Annotated in this window: 15 protein-coding genes and 1 pseudogene; 2 read left to right on the forward strand and 14 right to left on the reverse strand. The window is 34.6% G+C overall.

Annotated features, from left to right (window positions below):
- Positions 1 to 84: 84 nt before the first annotated feature.
- From IGJ93_RS07580 to IGJ93_RS07615, 8 genes are all read right to left on the reverse strand, one after another.
- Entirely contained in the window at positions 85 to 330 is a 246-nt protein-coding gene (locus IGJ93_RS07580) for a GlsB/YeaQ/YmgE family stress response membrane protein (RefSeq protein WP_067481318.1), read from the reverse strand.
- Positions 331 to 373: 43 nt separating this feature from the next.
- Positions 374 to 922: an Asp23/Gls24 family envelope stress response protein gene (locus tag IGJ93_RS07585; RefSeq protein WP_082904057.1), complete on the reverse strand. Its 549-nt coding sequence runs from the start codon at positions 920 to 922 to the stop codon at positions 374 to 376.
- A gap of 12 nt (positions 923 to 934) precedes the next feature.
- Positions 935 to 1,123 carry a DUF2273 domain-containing protein gene (locus tag IGJ93_RS07590; RefSeq protein ID WP_067481316.1) on the reverse strand — a complete coding sequence of 63 codons (189 nt, stop codon included), beginning with the start codon at positions 1,121 to 1,123 and terminating at the stop codon, positions 935 to 937.
- A gap of 11 nt (positions 1,124 to 1,134) precedes the next feature.
- A complete protein-coding gene (amaP, locus tag IGJ93_RS07595; protein WP_071869442.1) occupies positions 1,135 to 1,695 on the reverse strand; it encodes an alkaline shock response membrane anchor protein AmaP in 561 nt (186 codons plus the stop codon).
- Positions 1,696 to 1,974: 279 nt separating this feature from the next.
- Entirely contained in the window at positions 1,975 to 2,736 is a 762-nt protein-coding gene (locus IGJ93_RS07600; RefSeq protein WP_067481312.1) for a formate/nitrite transporter family protein, read from the reverse strand.
- A 213-nt stretch (positions 2,737 to 2,949) separates the two neighbouring features.
- Positions 2,950 to 8,727 carry a hypothetical protein gene (locus tag IGJ93_RS07605; protein ID WP_430596897.1) on the reverse strand — a complete coding sequence of 1,926 codons (5,778 nt, stop codon included), beginning with the start codon at positions 8,725 to 8,727 and terminating at the stop codon, positions 2,950 to 2,952.
- Between the two features lie 66 nt (positions 8,728 to 8,793).
- Positions 8,794 to 9,309 carry a hypothetical protein gene (locus IGJ93_RS07610; protein WP_071869441.1) on the reverse strand — a complete coding sequence of 172 codons (516 nt, stop codon included), beginning with the start codon at positions 9,307 to 9,309 and terminating at the stop codon, positions 8,794 to 8,796.
- An 84-nt stretch (positions 9,310 to 9,393) separates the two neighbouring features.
- Entirely contained in the window at positions 9,394 to 10,014 is a 621-nt protein-coding gene (locus IGJ93_RS07615; protein ID WP_071869440.1) for a hypothetical protein, read from the reverse strand.
- Between the two features lie 592 nt (positions 10,015 to 10,606).
- Between IGJ93_RS07615 and IGJ93_RS07620 the strand changes: the two genes are divergently transcribed.
- On the forward strand, positions 10,607 to 10,906 hold the full coding sequence (locus tag IGJ93_RS07620; protein ID WP_075492224.1) for a bacteriocin immunity protein: 300 nt from the start codon (positions 10,607 to 10,609) through the stop codon (positions 10,904 to 10,906).
- Positions 10,907 to 11,417: 511 nt separating this feature from the next.
- On the opposite strand, the gene IGJ93_RS07625 is transcribed toward IGJ93_RS07620, so the two are convergent.
- Positions 11,418 to 12,527: an LPXTG cell wall anchor domain-containing protein gene (locus IGJ93_RS07625; RefSeq protein ID WP_270346426.1), complete on the reverse strand. Its 1,110-nt coding sequence runs from the start codon at positions 12,525 to 12,527 to the stop codon at positions 11,418 to 11,420.
- A 358-nt stretch (positions 12,528 to 12,885) separates the two neighbouring features.
- Between IGJ93_RS07625 and IGJ93_RS07630 the strand changes: the two genes are divergently transcribed.
- Entirely contained in the window at positions 12,886 to 13,365 is a 480-nt protein-coding gene (locus IGJ93_RS07630) for a DUF3955 domain-containing protein (RefSeq protein ID WP_270346424.1), read from the forward strand.
- 207 nt (positions 13,366 to 13,572) lie between these two features.
- Here IGJ93_RS07630 and IGJ93_RS07635 read toward each other — a convergent pair whose 3' ends face one another.
- The 5 genes and pseudogenes from IGJ93_RS07635 to IGJ93_RS07655 all read right to left on the reverse strand — a co-directional run bounded on the left by IGJ93_RS07635 (position 13,573) and on the right by IGJ93_RS07655 (position 19,519).
- On the reverse strand, positions 13,573 to 14,007 hold the full coding sequence (locus IGJ93_RS07635; protein ID WP_157729254.1) for a GNAT family N-acetyltransferase: 435 nt from the start codon (positions 14,005 to 14,007) through the stop codon (positions 13,573 to 13,575).
- Between the two features lie 150 nt (positions 14,008 to 14,157).
- Positions 14,158 to 14,331 (reverse strand): annotated as a pseudogene (locus tag IGJ93_RS07640) (metal-sulfur cluster assembly factor); the annotation flags it as partial.
- A gap of 337 nt (positions 14,332 to 14,668) precedes the next feature.
- Positions 14,669 to 14,953, reverse strand: coding sequence for a hypothetical protein (locus IGJ93_RS07645; protein ID WP_430596898.1), 285 nt, complete (start codon positions 14,951 to 14,953; stop codon positions 14,669 to 14,671).
- A gap of 55 nt (positions 14,954 to 15,008) precedes the next feature.
- Positions 15,009 to 17,639, reverse strand: a complete 2,631-nt coding sequence (locus tag IGJ93_RS07650; protein WP_430596899.1) for a DEAD/DEAH box helicase family protein — start codon at positions 17,637 to 17,639, stop codon at positions 15,009 to 15,011.
- Between the two features lie 2 nt (positions 17,640 to 17,641).
- On the reverse strand, positions 17,642 to 19,519 hold the full coding sequence (locus IGJ93_RS07655) for a DNA methyltransferase (protein ID WP_430596900.1): 1,878 nt from the start codon (positions 19,517 to 19,519) through the stop codon (positions 17,642 to 17,644).
- Positions 19,520 to 19,637: the final 118 nt, after the last annotated feature.

Consider the following 19,637-nt stretch of genomic DNA (forward strand, 5'->3'; position numbering starts at 1 on the left):
ATTTAATTAGTAATTAAAAAAGGTCTGGAAGAATTCTTCCAGACCTTTTTTCAATTCACTTTAGATAAACTATTTCAACCAAACTTAATCCATTTTACGGACAAAGAATGAAACGATTAGCACTAAGATCACTGCACCAACAATTGACGGAATGATTGCCATTCCTGCCAAACTTGGTCCCCAGCTTCCTAGTAGCCATTGTCCCAATGCAGAACCAACTAAACCTGCAGCAATATTTGCAATAATTCCCATTGAAGAACCTTTCTTCGTAATTGCACCTGCCACAGCTCCGATGATACCACCAACAATTAATGACCAAATAAAGCCCATGTCACTCACTCCTTTTCAAATTTTACAAGTTTAAATTATTTTATTATTCCACACGAGGTTCAGTGTTTTCTTTCACACGTTGCGTTCCTTTGTCGACAGCTTTTTTCGCTTTAGAGGTTTGTTTTGAAGCAAACTCACCAGTTGATTTTGCTGCGTCCGTTACTTTATCTTGAACTGTTTCACTTTCTTTTGCGTATTCTTCGCGTGTTTTGATGTCAACGACGTTCACATTAACTTCAATCACATCTAAGTGAGTCATATTTTTCACTTCACGACCAATTAACTCTTTCATTTGTTCGTAGATACCTTCAATGTCCTTACCGTATTCAACAACAACATCCATATCAACAGCTACTTGTTTTTTACCAACTTCTGTGTCGATTCCTGCTGTTACATTATCTGTATTCACTAATTTTTCAGCAATATTGGAGAAAAATCCGCCATCCACAGTTAGCAAGCCATCCACATCTTCTAAAGCAATTCCAATAATTTTTTGAATCACTTTGTCTTCAAAAGTTAGTTCTCCATTCATTTGATCAATCCCCTTTGTATTTTTTTGTTCTGTTGCAGGTTTGAATTCGTTGTGTGCCATTATCCATTCCTCCTAAAATTTAAAATAATCATCTAAAAGATGTGTTTCTTTAAGATAAAAACCAATTGCGATACCGATTGCGGTTAAAACCAAAATGAGCAAGGTTTTAAAAAATCCTACGGTTAACCACAAAATCGCTAAAATGAGCCCAAGACCCCCAAAGATAATAGGGAGCTTGTATGTTGAAAAGAATTGATTCATTTTTTGCCCTCCTACTCTACTCGAGAGTGCTTGTTTTCTTTTGCTGCTTTTTGAAATTGCTGATAAGTGACTATCACTTGAACAGGTTCATTTACCCCTAACAATCGTTTGACTTCTGCTTCGATCTCCTTCATCAACTGGTCTGTTTGCCCAATTAGCGAAGAAGTTCGCTTCAATTCACCCTTCACTTTGATTTTGATTCGATTTTTTGTTGCACGAACCACAATTCTAGGGGAATGAATAAATTCTTCTGCCTGTAATTTCGTTCGAACTAATCCTTCAATCGCTTTTTTATCGACAGCTAAAGTTCCATGTTCTCGCTTCAAGACAAAGGTTGTCTTGGTTTTTGGATAAAAAAGGATGAATAGAATAAATATGGCAACAAGAATACTAAATACAATGGCAATCCAAAAGATATATTGTTGAAAGTAAAAACTAGTAACAATAAAGTATCGAACATTCTCTAAGAAAGTTGGCAACTGATACAGTGAATAAATCAATGCAACCGTCAACGAGATTGAAAGGATAACCAAACTTCCGATGATTCCAATCACTTTAACCCCTTTATTCATTTTCCACCTCCTAAAATTTTTTAAACAATGGCAATTTGCCAATTATTTACTAAATAAAATCTAGCCATTCAGCGAATATAACAACATTTTTATGGCAATTTACTCACAATCAAAGCGTTCTCTTTTTATGTTTTTCTAATTTATCTTAATTCCAGACTATTACTTTCGATTTTTTTTTGCAAAAGTTATGCTTACTTATTAAAAAACAAATAGACAAACTAAAAAAACCGTTCATTTCTAAAATGAACGGTTAGTTGAATCGTTTTTCAATTGTTTTTCTTAGTGACCTTTATAACTTAAATAATAAAATCCTGAAACAAAAACGCCACCACCAAGAATGTTTCCTACGTACACTAACAAGAAATTTCTAAAGAATTCTCCCCAACTCAATGAGCCTTCAAAAATGGCCGCAGGAATAACAAATGCATTTGCCACACTATGCTGAAAACCAATCGCAACGAAGATCATCACGGGAAACCAAATACCTAAAATTTTCCCAGCAGCATCTTTCGCACCATAGCATAACCATAAAGCAAGTCCAACAAACCAGTTACAACCAATACCAGAAATGACTGCTTGTTCCCACGAAACATTGACCTTATGTTCTGCTAATGATAGCACTTGATCTAAATACACGCCACTATGCGTTAAACCCAACACATGTCCGAAAGCATAAGCAACAAAAAAAGCACCCAATAAGTTTGCTAATGTAATCGTTAACCAGTTTAGTAAAAGTTCTTTAAAAGAAACTTTCTTTGCCATCCATGCTGTGCTCACAGCCATCATGTTCCCAGTAATCAATTCTCCCCCGGCCAACAAGATCACAATTAATCCAATTGGGAAAACAGATGCGCCAACTAACGCCTGAACACTGGCTAAATCTGCTGGAATCGAAGCCGATACTCGAATATATGCTAGATAACCTAAAGAAATCATCGCGCCTCCAATGAAGCCTAAAATCCATTTGGCTATCCATGTTTTTTCAATTTTTTTCTGACCATTCTCAATGCTGATTGCTAAAATTTCACTTGGTGAATACACAAAAATCGCTCCTTTAAACTTTTCTTCTCCTTTTTACTACTTTACAGTTAAATCAACCGTTTTCAATAGTTTTGTACATTTTTTCACTAATTCCTCATTTCTATAACTCTTCCATCATTTTTCAAAAAAAAAACTGGGACTAAAAGCTGTCCCAGTTACCTAATTATCCATTTTAACAAGTAATTTGATTCTCCAAAATCTTTTCATTAGGATTTATTTAGTTGATTTAAATCTCAACCGCATGTTAGAAGATGATTTCGATACATCCGTTTGTTTATTAACAGAACCTTCAAATGAAACTTGTTTGATTTCTTGAGCATCTAAAGTTAGCAATAGATGTGCTCGGTTGATTTCTTGATTATTTTCGTAAAGAGTCACAGGTTGTCCATCAGCAACAATTTTCAGTAATAAATTCTTGTCTTTTAGTTCTGTATCTGGTGTAAATTGCTCAACAGATACTTCGACAGGTACAGTTGAATTGTTTTCCATTTTGTAAACAGGTGAAATGATTTTTTCTTCGTCTGAACCAAAATTCATTTTTGTTGGTATTGTTAGGTTGATTTCCGAAGTATCAATTTCGTTAACAATTCCCCCAGGAACCTCGATTGAAGCTTCTGGAATATCTTGCTCGACTGAACTTTCATTTGTTGCTTTTCCTGTTACTTTAACTACTGGATTTTGATTCAACGCAGCATCTGTCACTTTTACTTTTACTTGATAAGTAAACGTTTTACCAGGTGCTAGCTCATCAATACTCACATTTTGTTCACTTCGTGTCACGACTTCCAATCCCTCTGGTAACTCAATTGAAAGATTTCCCGACTTAAGTGACGCAACGGAGCTATTATTCGTTAGCGTGTAAACATAAAGTAATTCATCGCCAACATTGGTTTCTTCCTCACTTCTTGACAGGTTTTCAACAGTTAGATCTGCAGCCAGCGTTAACTTCGGTGCTTTGACGATAAATGGTACCGTGTGGCTATATGCAAATGTTTTTCCGCTCTTCAACGTTTCGACAACGCTGATTACAGCCATACTTCCACCAAGTTTAGAGGTGTCTGGATACATTTCGAATTCTTTCACTGACAGTTCATTATAGTTTTCTGTCGAAAGAAATTCATTGATTCGTTGATCCAGCTCTGCTTCTGTCGTCCCTTGTTCAATTTCTTGCACTTGTGGTTTCAACCAATTAACGTGTAATAAAGAATAACCATTTGGTGTCAATTCATAGAAAGCCTCCGTCTGTCCTTCAGCTTCTTTCACTAACACTTCATTTCGACTCGTATATGTTTCTGAACCACTTAATTGCCAAGTTGGACTATCTTTCTTAGTACCCGATGCGGTTATCACATCCCCATACTCGATTGTTGCTGATTTAATCAAACCATTCCAAGTGGTTGCTAACTGATCCGGCGTTTGATAAACCGTACTTGTTTGTAGTGAAACGAGCACATTCGTCATTGAGCCACGATAAACATTCAATAGCGGACGCAATGTCAATTCATTTTTTGCCGTTCCTGGTGTTGCAACTAGCTTGGGCACTCCCTCATCGTCCAACAAGCTAAGTGTTACTAACGGATCAGTCCCCATTACGATACTATTGCTATACAATACTTTGTAATTAATCACGACATCAACTGATTGATTGAAGTTTTGGCTGGTTACGCGAACCGTTGCTTGATGCTGGCCAACAGTTGTCCCGCTAATTGGTTCACCAACCCATTCAAAAGTCAGCTTTTCTTCGGCTTCTGGCGTAGAATCAACTGTGACATACTCTTTGGCACTTGTTGATAAGGTCGTTCCTAACGGAATATCAGCGAGTTGTTTGGCAGAAACATTTAAGTCGCTTAGTACGTTAAAGGTCACTTCATATTCATAAGTATGAGTGATGCCTTCGATTGTTTCTTCTACCAACACTTTTCCTACTGCCTTCCCCGCTTTTGAACGATCTGGATACTGAGTCATTTTAGTTACTTTTAGTCCATTTCCAGTCATTCCAAGAAAATCAATCAGTTCATTCTTCTTCTGATCCAGCTCTTCATTCGTTGTGCTCATTAAAATCGTTGATTCTTTGGCTTCTAATTGATTTAAGCGATAAGGAACAAAGCCATTGGCGGTAACCAAGAAATAAACAATATCTTCATTTTTACCTGAATACTGAATCTCTTTTTCATCTTTCGTATAGAAGTTACGCCATTGTTCTTTATGCCAAATTTTGACGACATCACCTAGTTGAACAGATTGTTGCCCATTTGTTCCAAAATCGTTAACGATTTTATCTGTAGTTAAATTCCCAGTGTTTTCTTTATAGTAAGTCCCTGTCAAATCAGTAAGTTTACCATCCCCTCGTAGGAGCGTCATGGAGTAATAACTAGGGAATATACTGTGAATGCCGTCGACTCGATATTTTTTATCCATCCCAAAGCTCGATTGAATAGAGTAAGAGTTTCCTTTTTTGCGTAGTGTATAAGCTCCCGCCGTTTGGTCAGTCCGTCCGCGAATTTGAATCGTACTTCCCCAAGCTACTTTGATTGGAACATAAACAGTTGTTTCTATATTGTTACTTTTTAGTGTTACTTTAACTTCGATTTTTCCGGTTACTTTCATATTGTCAACATCCGGTACACTTATCACTTGCGTGGTGTAATCTGATGCAGCTAAAACTGTTCCATCACTTAAACGAACATTAGTAACCATTTTTGAAGCGTCAGTTAGTTCATCTGCTTGTGTTCCTAATTCGACAGTTTGTTCAACCACATCTGCCCAGATTTGTCGATCATCTGTTACATTAAAGGTCACTTCATATTCGTAGTTTAGCTTGACTCCGCCAATGGTTTCCTCGACTAAAACTTTCCCTGTCGATTTTCCTGGCTTCGATCTGTCTGGGTATTGCGTAATCTTCGTTACTTTCAGTCCATTTCCATTCATTCCAAGAAAATCAAGCAAATCGTCTTTTTTCTGATCCAGCTCTTGATTGGTTGTGCTCATTACAATCGTTGACTCTTTGACTTCTAATTGATTTAAGCGATAAGGAACAAAACCATCAGCCGTGATTGCGAAATACGTGCTGTCCTCATCTTTATTTGAATACTTTATTTCCGTTTCATCTTTCGTATAGAAGTTTCGCCATTGTTCTTTATGCCAAATCTGTACGATATCACCTAATTGAACAAATTGTTTACCATTCGTACCGAAAGTGTCGACCATCGTTTTCGCAGTAACATTTCCATTTGTCCCTTTGTAGTAGGTATTTGTCAATTGATCAATTCTTCCTGATCCTCTTAACAAATTAATCGAGTGATAAGGTGTGCCAATATAGTTACTATGCACACCGTTCCCACTGTAAGAATCACTTTGACCATAATTAGAGCGGATGTAGTAAGAACTACCTATTTGGTGTAAGGTATACGCTCCTGCAGTTTGGTCATTTTTCCCACGTAACTGAATCGTACTTCCCCAAGCTACTTTGATTGGAACATAAACGGTTGTTTCTGCCTTGTTACTTTTTCGTGTTACTTTAACTTCGATTTTTTCGGCTACTTTCATATTGTCAACATCTGGTGCACTCATCACTTGCGTCGTATAATCAGATGAATTTAAAACAGTCCCGTCATCCAAACGAACATTGGTAACCATTTTTGAAGCGTTAGCTAGTTCATCTGCTTGTGTTCCCAAAGTAACGGTTTGTTCAACCACATCTGCCCGGATTTGTCGGTCATCCGTAACTTTGAAAGGCACCTCGTATTCATAAGTATATGTGTGCCCGTCAATCGTTTCTTCTACCAATACTTTTCCTTTTGCCGTTCCCGCTTTGGACCGGTCAGGATACTCAGTGATCTTAGAAACTTTCAAGCCATTCCCATTCATTCCAAGAAAGTCAATCAGATCACCTGCTTGTTTATCTAACTCAGCATCGGTGGTCCCCATTGTGATTGTGGTTTCTTTTGGTTTCAACTGATTCAAACGATACGGGATAAAACCATCCGCAGTTACTGCAAAATAGACGCTTCCTTCATCCATATCAGAATACTTCACATTACTTCCATTTCTAGTATAGGAGTTTCGCCACTGTTCTTTATGCCATATTTGGACGACATCTCCCAGTTGAATATACTGCTGTGCGTTCGTTCCAAAGCTACTGACTACTTCATTCGTTGTGATTTCACCATTGAATCCTTTATAGTATGTGCTACTTAATTGATCGATTCTTCCGGTTCCTCTTAGTAACGTGATTGACTGATAGGTCATTCCTTTACGATACTCATGGATACCGTTACTTCTATAATTTTTGTTTTCTCCATAGCTGGAACGAATACGATACGTATTTCCTATTTTATGAAGGGTATATGCACCACTTGTCCCATTATCATACCCTCGAAGTTGAATGGTATTTCCCCAAGTCATTTTAACAGGTACCTGTACATAAGTAGTGACGCCACTTGATTTACGTGTAATTTTCACACCAATTTTGTCCGTGACCGTCATATTATCGAAGCTAGGAACTGAGTTGACTTCCGCTGTGTAGTCGGAAGCATTGATTGCTGTTCCGTCTTCTAAACGTACGTTAGTAATCATTTTTGAAACAGCGGGGATTTCACCTGACCAGGTTCCAAGTTCGATCGTTTGTTCCACCACGTCTGCCCAGATTTGTCGGTCATCATTGATGTTGAAACTTGCTGAAGCCGAATCTAATGGAATATTATCCATCGGGAGTGCCCAATAAAACAGACTTCCATCATAAATCGATATTGTACGCCCTTCAGCATCATGACGTGTATTGATTGTTACAGAACAGTCACCTGAAAAATTACCTGCTTTGACTCGCTTCATTCGATAATTTATCTTTGTGCCAGTTGAACCCGTCTTTTCAAGTTGAACATAGTTAGAAAAGTTACTGGATAAATTAACTTTAAATTGAGATAGGTCAGAGAAATAGTCTCCTATAAAATTGATCTGCCCTGTATATTGTTCACTCGCTTTACTTTCAACTGTAAAATTTACAGTATCATTCACGTTTTTTCCCAGCTTACTGTAATTGGATTTCAATGCGTCAGACAGGTTACTTGCTATTTTCCGGACAGATACTTTTCTCCACTCATCATAGAGCCAAGAATATTTACTAGGCATATCTACACTCTCAAGGTTACAAACCAATCCTGAAATGCCTCGACTAACGGTACCTTTCTCAAAATAATTAACTTTGTTCCAAACATACCCCCCACCAGTCCAGTTTATATATTCATCCGCTCTTAGCTCTCCATGATATTTCAAGCTTATAGAAGGAACAGTAATATTTGAACCAGGTTTCGTTCGCTTTATCACAAGATAAAAATGATTGAAAGTTTGACCATTCGTTGTTGATGTGGCGGCTGATCCAGTGAAGGTAATACCGTCACCTCCGACAAATGACACACCGTCAAAATATATACTTGTCGCATAGTCCCATTTATATATACCACTAGTTGCAGATGTTACAGGTGCATTCTCAACTGGAAGATTAAATTCAATGGTTGATGTAGCTCCGACATAATTTCCAAGTTTGGGTGCTGTTTTCACTCTGGCGCTTATTTCTCCAATCCAATATGTAGCTGCTTTATCATAAGCTACCTTAGCACCAGGGTTATCATCAACATTTCCCGCCTGTGGTTGGATACTCGTTTTCGATGTCTGTGACGCAACTTCCTCTTTTGTTGAACTTTCAGCCACCGTTTGCTCAGTGGATGTTTGTGTTTTTGATGAAACTTCATTTTCTTCTTGTTGGGAACTATTTTGTGTTTGAGTTTGACTTGTTTCGGTTGTTTTTCCAGATTGTATTTGATTCACACTAGTTTCAGTTGATGTCGTCTTTTCTTGCTTTTCAGTTGATTGAAGCGTTTCACTTTCTTCTTGTGCCCATACAACCTGATTACTAATACTCACTAAATGAGTAATTTCTGAAAGTAGCAGTGCTACTAACATCAGCCAAATGATCATCTTTTGTCTATTTTTCATTTTTGTTTCATCCTTTTTTGTTCAGCCCTTCTCCACCGTCCTTCATACATAGCAGTGCCCCCTTTACTAGCTAACATATAGTACACCGTCGATCGTTGATTGATTGATTTCCTTTTCGTCATCATAGATCGTATAAACAATCGTTACTTCATGACTACCCTTTGACAAATCTTTTGCTAGCTTGGCTTCCATTAATTGGCGATTTGCAGGTATCAGTCCAGATTTGTAAACCTGTTCATTTCCTTCTTTCAGCAAATATGCCACTTGGATGCTGTAAGCATTCGTCGGTTTGTTTTTCACCGCGATCTGAGCAACATTCGTTTCTTTTGAAACTGCGATCTCATGTTTCAGGTTGATATTAAAATTGTCTTTGTCGACTTCTGTTTGCATGAACTTTAGCATTTCTTCATCTGTCATTTTTTCTAAATTTTGTTCAACGTCTGGCAACCCGCTGATAACTTTCGGCGTTTCTCTGAAAAAGTAAAATGAAAAAAATGATCCTAATGCAACAAGCAACAACAGTAATAAAATCAATAATCGTCTTGTTTTCTTCTTATTTTCTTTTGCTCTTTGTTCCACCATCTTTTGATATCCCCCTATGTCAAAACCCAGAAAAGGAGAAAGATTAGTCAATCTCCCTCCTTTACTTTAAAGCTCTTTATTTGCTTATTTTACTGCTGTAAAGTGTAGAGACATGTCATATGTAGGTCTCAATGCTGCATCAGTATCACCCGTTGGGAATGCACTTTGATCAATGTTTCCTGTGAATTCAAAATTTTTCGTTGATGTTTTAGGAACAGTTACCAACTTTGTTCTTGCATTAAGCATTTGACCTGCTTTGGTTTGTAAAGCAACTGCTGCTTCACCTGTCGCCACAACTGATAAATCTTGTTTCACATCAATTGCATTTTTTGAACTAAATTTTTCAACAGAAACTTTTACATCATTTGATGTTGAGTTATTTGTTAACTTATAGATTGGTGAAATAATTGTTGATGTAGGTTTTCCAGCATCATCTACGCTATTCGCATATAAAACAGTTGTTGGAATTGTGACGTCAATGACTGTTGGATCTTCCGGATCAGTTGGATCTGGAGATTCTGGATTTGATGAATCCCATGCACCAATCCAACCATTAACAGCTACATTTCCAGAATCTTGACCTTTGATCGTTTGTCCACCAGCTTCATTGGGATCTGTTTCTCCTGCTTCCCAGGCACTTGCCGTAATTGGAGCCAAAACAACCCCACCTAAAATTAATGTACTAACTAGTAATTTCTTTACCATTTTTGTATCTCCCCTATTTTATATTTTTAAAACAAAGCTATTTCTTACTAAAACAGCCACTACAAAATCAATTTTAGATAAAGTAAAAAATAGCAATTTCTATCTTTTACTTACACGAGGGTTACCTAAAACGGTTTATGCAATGTCCATTTCAGAAAAATAGCATCATTTTCAAACATAACACTTTGTTCCAAATAAATTTTCGTTTTTTGCGTAGTACGCCTTGGAACATAAATTATATTAGCAAACGAACACAAACCATTTCCAATCAGATTTTACCTAGGTGTCGGAACGAGATGTCCTTTGCAGAATCTCTACCTCTTGCTTAATCACCAACACGTCATCTCAAACAAGGAACTCACCGCGCTTTCTATTTTCTAAATAAAAAACAACAATGCGCGGACAAATAATAACTTTTTTCTTCCATAAAATATACATTTACAAAACTAATAAAGCCCAATGAAGCTTTATTGAAAGCAAAAAAAATATATTCATTGAACAAGAAATAATCAGTCACTTTCCACTAAAGTCGTTGCTTGTCTTTTGATTTCATTAAATAAACGTGTTAAATTAAGCACAAGGAGATGTTTCTATGTCTGAAAGCAAGTTCGTAATCATGATGAACCAGTTGAGTGTAGCTTACTCAGATGAAAAAGTGGCGCAAATGCCTAAAATCAAAGAGATGATTTTTAATGCAGCGCAAGAGTTAGAAAAAACTGAAAATACAAAGTTAGTTGCTACAAAGCTTTGCCATGCAATCACGCTAAGTTATCTTGAAACTAAACAACCATTTCCAGAAGCAGTCATAAACTTGTATTATCAATTAAAACATGACGCAGAAATCTACCAAGGGATTGCCATGAGTACCATGCTCCTTCCTCTATGGTTTTAATCAAAAAGACTGCAACAAAATGAAGTGACCTCCAAAAGTCAGTTTTCTGATCGAACTTTTGGAGGTTTTTTTGTATGAGAAAATGCAGTTTTGAATTGAAATTTGAAATTGTTCATGACTATTTATCTAGTCAAAGAAACACCTGAAGCAAGCCATCCTATCAAAGAATTAGAAAACAAGTTTGTTTGCTTCAGATTGAGAATGCCTTTTAAAAGAATGAAAGAAGCTGTGAAAACTAGAAAGCCCAACACAGACGAAAGAATCAGTCATACGAATGATCATCGGCCTCCGAAAGTCATTCAAATTAGTTGAGCCTCTTGCATTCATAAACTTCACTAAGGTGACCTATCTGTACTGACAGAAAACTTTTGATCGTTCAATTCCAGCTCAAGCAGTTGATTCATCCTTATTTTACAGTATAAAAAAAGAGCGGATTTCTCCACTCTATAAAAGTTTAACTTTTTGAGTCACAACATTTATCTACGTCTTGTTGCTACCTATTTGAAATGAATCATTGTTGATTCGTTTTTTTATATTTACGATACCAGAAAGTACTTAATACAAGTACAATCGTAACAACTCCTGCCCACGCAATCACCGGTTTAGAATCATCATTCGTTTTAGGAAATTTATTTTTAGATTCTTTAAAACTACTATTTGATGTAGTAGATGCATAGTTTTTATTTATTTCTGAGTGAGTTGTTCCCACTACCGAGTTACTTGTGTCAGAAATACTATCCATAGGAACCGTTGTGCTACTTGAATCCATTGTACTGCTTAAATCTGTCGTACTACTCGAGTCTGTTGTACTGCTTGAGTCTGTCGTGCTACTTGAGTCTGTCGTACTGCTTGAATCTGTCGTACTACTCGAGTCTGTTGTACTGCTTGAATCTGTCGTACTACTTGAGTCTGTCGTGCTACTTGAATCTGTTGTACTGCTTGAATCTGTCGTGCTACTTGAATCTGTTGTACTGCTTGAATCTGTCGTACTACTCGAGTCTGTTGTACTGCTTGAATCTGTTGTACTGCTTGAGTCTGTCGTACTACTTGAATCTGTTGTGCTACTTGAATCCGTTGTACTGCTTGAATCCGTTGTACTGCTTGAATCCGTTGTACTGCTTGAATCCGAATTTTCTCCAGCAATAATCATTTCGGTTTGAGAGTATGGAGTTAAATGATTGCTGTCTCCTGGTACACCGTCTTGAATTTTGATAGTAAATAAGCAAGGATTACTAGAATATGTGTTTAACGTAACGGAAAAACTAAACGTACCACTATTCCCAGTAATATCTAAATCATTGTTATAGTTAATCGTCAAGTTAGGATTTACATTTTCAAACGCTACTATTGCTTGTTCAATCGCTTCCTTGTCACCCGAAAAACTGATTGATGCGCTGATGTTAATTGTTTCGCCCACCGCTAATTTTTTTTCACCAGAATTATAGTCAGAAAAATCTCCTGTAAATTTGATGTTATTAACATTTCCGTATGTTGACTGCGCCCAGCTAGAAACATAACTACTTGCCGTCTCTGCTTGTGTCGGTTGATTAAAAACCGTTCCGAGACTTGCCAATGGACCAATTAGTAATGATGATGCAAACAATAAACTACTGATTTTCATATATAAACCCCTTTTCTGCTCTCAAGGGTACCATATGAATAAAATGTTTCAAGGTATAGTCCGATTTTCTAATTTATTCCTAATACAAGCGTTATTTATCAACATATATTTAAAATTCTTCTCATCTATAAAGAAATACATTACCTATCTTCACCTAGTCTTATACTAAAAATATCCTTTTTCTTTAGCGCTCAGTTGTCCTATAATACAGTAACATAAACACTGAATGAAGAATTTGACAAAAATAAATGACGCAAGTAGCTCTTTCCTTTGATTTATCAGTAAGCAAGCCACGCTTTCTTGAACCTATCAAAGAATTTTCTTATGCTAAAAGCACATCAATGAAAGGAAATCACTCATGGAATTCGGACAAAAAATAAAAGAAATTCGTAAACAAAATGCATTAACACAAGAGCAGTTTGCCCAACAACTAAACGTGACAAGGCAAGCTGTTTCGAACTGGGAAAACGATCGAAATCTTCCTGATTTAGAGCTGTTGATTATGATTGCAGATATCTTTCACCTTTCACTTGATGAATTGATTTTAGGAGGAACAAACATGAACAATCTGACTGAAAAACTTATCAACGATGGCAGTGAGACAAAAAGAGCGAAGTTCAACTTATCTACTACTCTCATCGGAACTTTCTTACTACTCTTTGGTTTTGCTTGCTTTTTCATCAAGGGACACTCAGTCGAGTATATCGACTCATCCGGTATCTTACACGAAAATTTCTTTTTGATTCCAATTGGCTTTTTATTCTTGTTTGCAGGTCTCATGGTATTTTTAGCAACTGGAATAACTTATTTATTAACAATATTGAAAAAACGACACTAAAATAAGGGCTGAGACAAAACTAGCCTAACCAGAAAAAAAGCCTAAAATTCGTTTTTGAAAACGTTGATTTTAGGCTTTTTTATTTGAAAAATGGATTAAAAACGACTAGATTTTTAGTGTTGCCCTACTCTCGTTTTTGAGGTTACAGTTATCGAAGTTTTACTAATGAAAAAGTTAACTAGAAAGAAAAGCATCCAATCTTACTACTCAATTTGCTTCCCACACCATAACTAATTCTTTTTCAGCGGTTTCTTCATCGATGTTCATGTGAGCCTTTTTAAAACCTAGCTTTAGATAAAAATCAATTGCGTGTTTATTTTTTTCATAAACATTTAAAGATAACCGATCATTCAATTCCATTGCTTTTTTTAAAAGTTTTTTCCCTATTTGTTGATTTCGATAGGCTTCTTCCACAAAAACACCTGCAATGTAGCCATCCATAATTCCTATAAAACCAACAATTTTGTCATCTATCTGATCGACAAAAATTTCTGCTTTAGGCAATTCTTTTTCGACCACAGGAAGATTTTTTTCCCAATAGCTTTTCTCAATATAGTGATGTGTTTGGATGTTACTCTCTAACCATATACTGATAATTTCTTGTAGCTCTTTTTCCGTTATCTTTTCTATTTTTTTGATCAATTTTTTAAATCCTTCCAATTCAGCTTTGTCTCTGATGCTAACATTTTTTACCAATTTGGGTATAAATAACTCCTCTACTAGCTTTCTTATTGAGGCGAGTAGAGGAGTTCTATTTGCGAGTTTATTTACGAAAAAGCGCGTACTTTTTCTTTATCTGATTCCTAGTGCAATCCGCGCATAACGACTCATTTTATCGGTCGTCCAAGCGGGATACCAAACAAGTTTCACTTCGACTTTTTTCACTTCTTCGACTTCACGCAAAGCATCGTGAATGGAGTCTGTTAAGATATCTGCTAAAGGGCAGCCCATCGTTGTTAACGTCAAGTGCTGTTATATCAGCATTTCTATCGCTTTTCCCTGCGTTAAAGCGATAGTATCTCATCGATTCCAGTGCATCTTAGAAGCCAATATTCTGTTCTTTTTGTTAACTTTTGTAAACATATTATACCTCAAAAAATGGTTGAATTGTCCCTTAAAATGGCTTGGACTACATACTTAATGAGGATTTTTTTACGCATCTTGTCTGTAGTCCAATTAAATTTTTACAAAAAAATAAACAATTTAACATTAAAAATATGCTTAGATATACCTCCATAAAAACAGCCAAAAATTAGCACTAATTATTTATTTTTTATAACAAATATATAGGTTTAAAATTATTTCAATGAATGAACTTTCTTTTGTCTTTAGGAATTAAGTCTATCAATGAAATTGCTGAAGTATAATGCTTTTGCATGTATTCTACAGCACCTAGCTCGTGTGAATCTTCAGAAGCATACAATTCATCCTTTAATTGCCCCATATCAATATGGATACTTCCACTTAGAAAATCAACTGCATCCTTAAATTCTTTATTTTTGTGATAAGTATCATAAAAATCGGCAAGTTGTTTGCAAGTAACTACCCCATTTATCGTTAGCTCGATTAAGGCTTTTTGGATATCCATCTAATTTTCCTCTGTTCATTGTTCATGCAATTCATTTAATATTTGAAACAATTTGTTATATATCTTCAGTAAATAAGCCCACCTTATTATCTAAAGAATTACCATCATTTACTTTCTCTGATAATTCATTGATAAATTCTCGTTCGTTATCTTCATTATAGAATTTCAATCCAATCAAACGAACTTCTTCATTTTCGCCAATCACCTCGATATCTGAACCGTTTATTTCATATAGCATCTCTTGTTTCCAAGCGTCATTAGATTCTAAATGTTGTCCTTTCGGCTCAATATAAACTTGATAATTAAAGGTTTCATTTTCAAGATACAGAATAAAATCAGGCATAAACCCTCGGGGCCCATTAAATTCTGTCAGTTTCAAACGAATTCCTTTTTCATCGTTACGAATAAGATATACTTTTTCATATTTATTTTCCAACGTTTGAACAAAAGTTCCTATCAAATCAACTAATTTCTTTTCTGTCCCATTTACAATAGCATGAGTATACACAAACCAATCTTTTCCTTTCATCGAATGTGGAAGAATATGTTGCGTAACTGGGCCAGTTTGGAATTTAGGGGAGACTATTTCATAATCCTTCAAAACATCTCTAATAGGAACTGGTTTAAATACTTTCAAACCAATCTCTTTTTTATAATTTTTGCGAATTTTCTCTTCGCAATACATCAAAAACTTATCAATAATTTCTAATTTTTCTGTAGCTGATAAGTCAACAATATGCTGTCCCTTAGGTAAAGACACTTTTATAGAAACGCCATTAAAATACTTCGAACTATTGATTAATTCTTCTTTTGATTCAAGCAAAGGTAAATAATTTTTCAAATTAGAAAAACGGAAAAATGGGTTTCTCTGTAAAGCTTTTCTAAAGAAACGTTTATCTACATGTAAAAATTCTGACTCTCTTTGAATACCGGTATCATCATTTATGTTCCCTTGATAATCTGTTTCAACTGTTGAACCTATATATTCGGTTTCCCATTCTTTGGGAATTGTAAATTTATCAAGTGAACTATAGTCTTCAGAAGTCGTTGCTCTACTTTCATTTATAAATAAGTTTCCTTGCTTATAAACCTTCGTATTTTTAAAAGAATTTTTTAATTTCGTTTCAAATATCTCTACTGTTTCATCACTAGAACTAATCAAATTAACAGCATCCATTGATTTTTTAAGATTAGCTAAATAGCCTTTTTCATTAATTGTGTGGTAATGTAATGTTTCCAATATTCTTAAATCAGTATTTTGATTATCAAATCTTCTTTTAAAGCTTTTTTCTCCTTCATATTCAAAAGGAAAATATCTTGCTCCTCTACCAACCAATTGTGCTTCACTATCTGTAGCAGTTCTAGTTACTCCTGCTCCTTCAGAAATTCTAACAATATCATACAGATTTAAAACATCCCAACCTTCATTTAATTTAGCAACAGCAAAAACAACTCTAATGGGATTATTAATGTTTTCTAAACTATTTAATGATACTGCATTATCTACACTCAACATGTTCTTTTCATTTGCATCTAAGATAGTTCTTTCTTCAAAATCCTCTTGAATTTCTCGAATAACACTATCTAAATCCTGTTCTAAAAAATAAGAAAAGACTTTATAAAGTGTGGAATTCGATGATACTGTTGTTTTTCTCTGACTAATATACTTAGATAAACTTTCCACAGATAAATTATCCACGATATCATTAAAATCTAATCTTTTCTGTTTAGAAATCTTGATAGTATTAGACTTAAACATAATGATAGGTTTGAAATAAGAAATACCATTCTCTCTAGCTATTAATTTCCTATATTGGCTTAATAAAAGAGCATCCTTCATTTTCTCATCATCATTATTTGAGGATTGTAGTCTCATTACATTTTTAGAATAACCATCTATCATGAATTCTCGCAAATCATATTTGTAAAGAATTTTATCGCTATATTTTTGAAAAATGTTTTTATCATCCATGTTAATAGTCGCGGAAAACTCTAAAAGCTTATTACTACTTCTCAAATATAACATTTTATCAACAATAGTTTTTTCCCATGACTCTTTCTTCTTTTTCTCATCTTTAGTGGAAGCATTAAAATGATGAGCTTCATCACCTAAAATGATAATATCTTCCTCTTCCAAACTTTCTAAAGAGATACCATTCTCTCTAGGTTTAATTAATTCTCCATGAATTTTTTGAATCGTTGTCAATTTTAAATAAATAGTATTTTTATCTTTAACAGCTGGAAAATTGTCCACTGCTTGAATGATAATTTGCTCGCCATCAATAAAAATACCATTAGAATTAAACAAATACTTATTTGATTGTGTATTTAACATATTTTCTTGCGTTTTCTTTATAATCGCATCAGTATTTACAAGGAAAATAAAGTTCTGATAATTGAATTCTTTATATAAATACAACATCAAACTAGCCATGACCATCGTTTTCCCTGAGCCTGTTGCCATATTAAAAAGCAAATGTTTTCTTTGAAATCCTGCATTACTAATACCTGCAAGAAAATTATCATCTTGCATAAACTGAAAACGCCTGAAAGCTTCTTCTTGATAATGACGAAGTTCATCTTTTAAATTTGCTTTTATATATTCAGGAATTTCATGAGGATTCATAGCATAAGTAATGGTTCTCATTTCTCTATCTAACCACTCATATAGCCGTTCTTTTACCATAACTATCCCTCCTCATTGTTGTAAAAATTATGATTAAAGGCTCGGTCATTATCAGAAATGATAACATTCTTATCTTCAATTTCAGAATAAGAAACATATAATTGATTTTTGTCTAATGCTTTCTTGAAAATTTCTTTTTGTTCATCAAAAGTTAAGTCATTAAAAGTAATAGAGCCTTCTTCTTCATCACGTTCTTTTAACAATTCATTAGTTAATTTTTCTTTATCTAATTGGAAATTTAAATCAGCATTGTTATCTAATTCATCCCATAATTCAGCTAATTCTTCTTTAGTTGATGCTTGGTCAATTTTATTCATATATAATTGATTTAATTGCATCAATTCAGCATAAATAAATGAATCTCCACCTTGCCAATTTACATCTTTAGAAATTCCGCCTTGTTCGCCTTCAATTACTTTTTGAAGCCTTGGAACAGAAACCGTATTGATATAATCCATCTGTTCAATACCAATAAACCTTCTATTCATTTTCATAGCAACAGCTTGAGTAGTTGCTGAACCCATAAAAAAGTCTAAAACTATATCATTTTCATTTGAACCTAATGAAATAAGATTTTTTATTAATAATTCTGGTTTAGGAAAATCGAATTTTCTCCCATTAAATAATTGCATCATTTCTTCAGAGCCTCTTTGATTACTTCCAAAACTAGTATCCCAAAAATCATTTGCTATTTGCCCTTTCGAGTTATGCAAGTATATTTTACCATAAGGTTGTTCATCACCGCCTTTTGTCCAATAAATCTCACCTCTTTTATCAGCATCCAATATATCCGCTTTTGACTTCATCCAAGGTCCCTTTAATACTTTTCCACTGGGAGTTTCTAAATCATAAATGTGTCTCCCTCTTGTTTTATGGAGTAAAATTGCTCTTCTAAATTTTCCCTTATCATCAGAATACCGATATTCTTTTTTTGCTTTTTCTGTTAAAGGTAATTTTGATAGCGTTCCATTTCCTTTCTTATATATTAGAATGTAATCAGTTACTTTTGCAAATTCTCCAATATTTGCTTGATTATCTGATTTTCTCCATGAAATTGTACCTACATATTTGTTTAATCCAAATATTTCATCACAGATTATTTTTAAGTACGCATATCCTTCTTCACCAGTAATAATAAATGCCATTCCATCGTCACTCATTAGTGTTGAAGCTATTCCTAACCTATTTTTCATAAATGTTAACCAAGTAGATAACTTGAAATTGGAATTGTAATTAAATGAATCACTCCCCTTTTCTTTAGAAAAATAATATGGTGGGTCAATAATAATTTGTTTCACTTTTCCTGCATATCTTTCCTTCAAAGAATGTAATGCTAGTAAATTATTACCTTTAATAATTAAATTATCTTCATTACCAAAAGAATCAACTGTATGTTCTCCTTCAGCATCATGTTTTTTTACATTTACAAATGCCTTCGGTGCTAAAAGGGTATCTATTTCATCTCTTGCAATGACTTCATTATAAAAAACTTCTTCTTTCCCAGTATCTTCTTTGGTCATACCACCTTCTAAAATGCAGTCTTTGTATGGAAAATCTAACACCACATCTGTATTATATTGAAGATATTTCCCCTCACTTGATAGTCCAATCGTATTTGAATATTTAGTATAGCTATCTGCCCAATAGTCTTTGTATCGTAAAATATCAATAAATTCTTGCACTTTAAAAATAACAACATCTCCAGCTTTTGCCGAATAGTTTTCTCTAATCTTTTGATTTTTCAATAATGCTGAAATTAAAAGTGCATCATAATTTTTCAAATCATCAATAACGATTGGTCTTTGTAGCTCTTCACCGTTCCAATATTGCGGGAACTCTTTTAAAATATCTTTAATTTGTTGCATTAATCGAGTATCCATTTTTCAGCTCCTAAATTTATTTTTGTCTATTTCATTATATCAAGCAGCGTACTATAAGTCATGAAAAAATAAAAAAGCCCTATAATTAGGACTTTAGTACAGTAAATTCAGATTAATA

The sequence above is a fragment of the Enterococcus sp. DIV0174 genome, assembly GCF_050529065.1.
Taxonomy (GTDB): domain Bacteria; phylum Bacillota; class Bacilli; order Lactobacillales; family Enterococcaceae; genus Enterococcus_B; species Enterococcus_B thailandicus.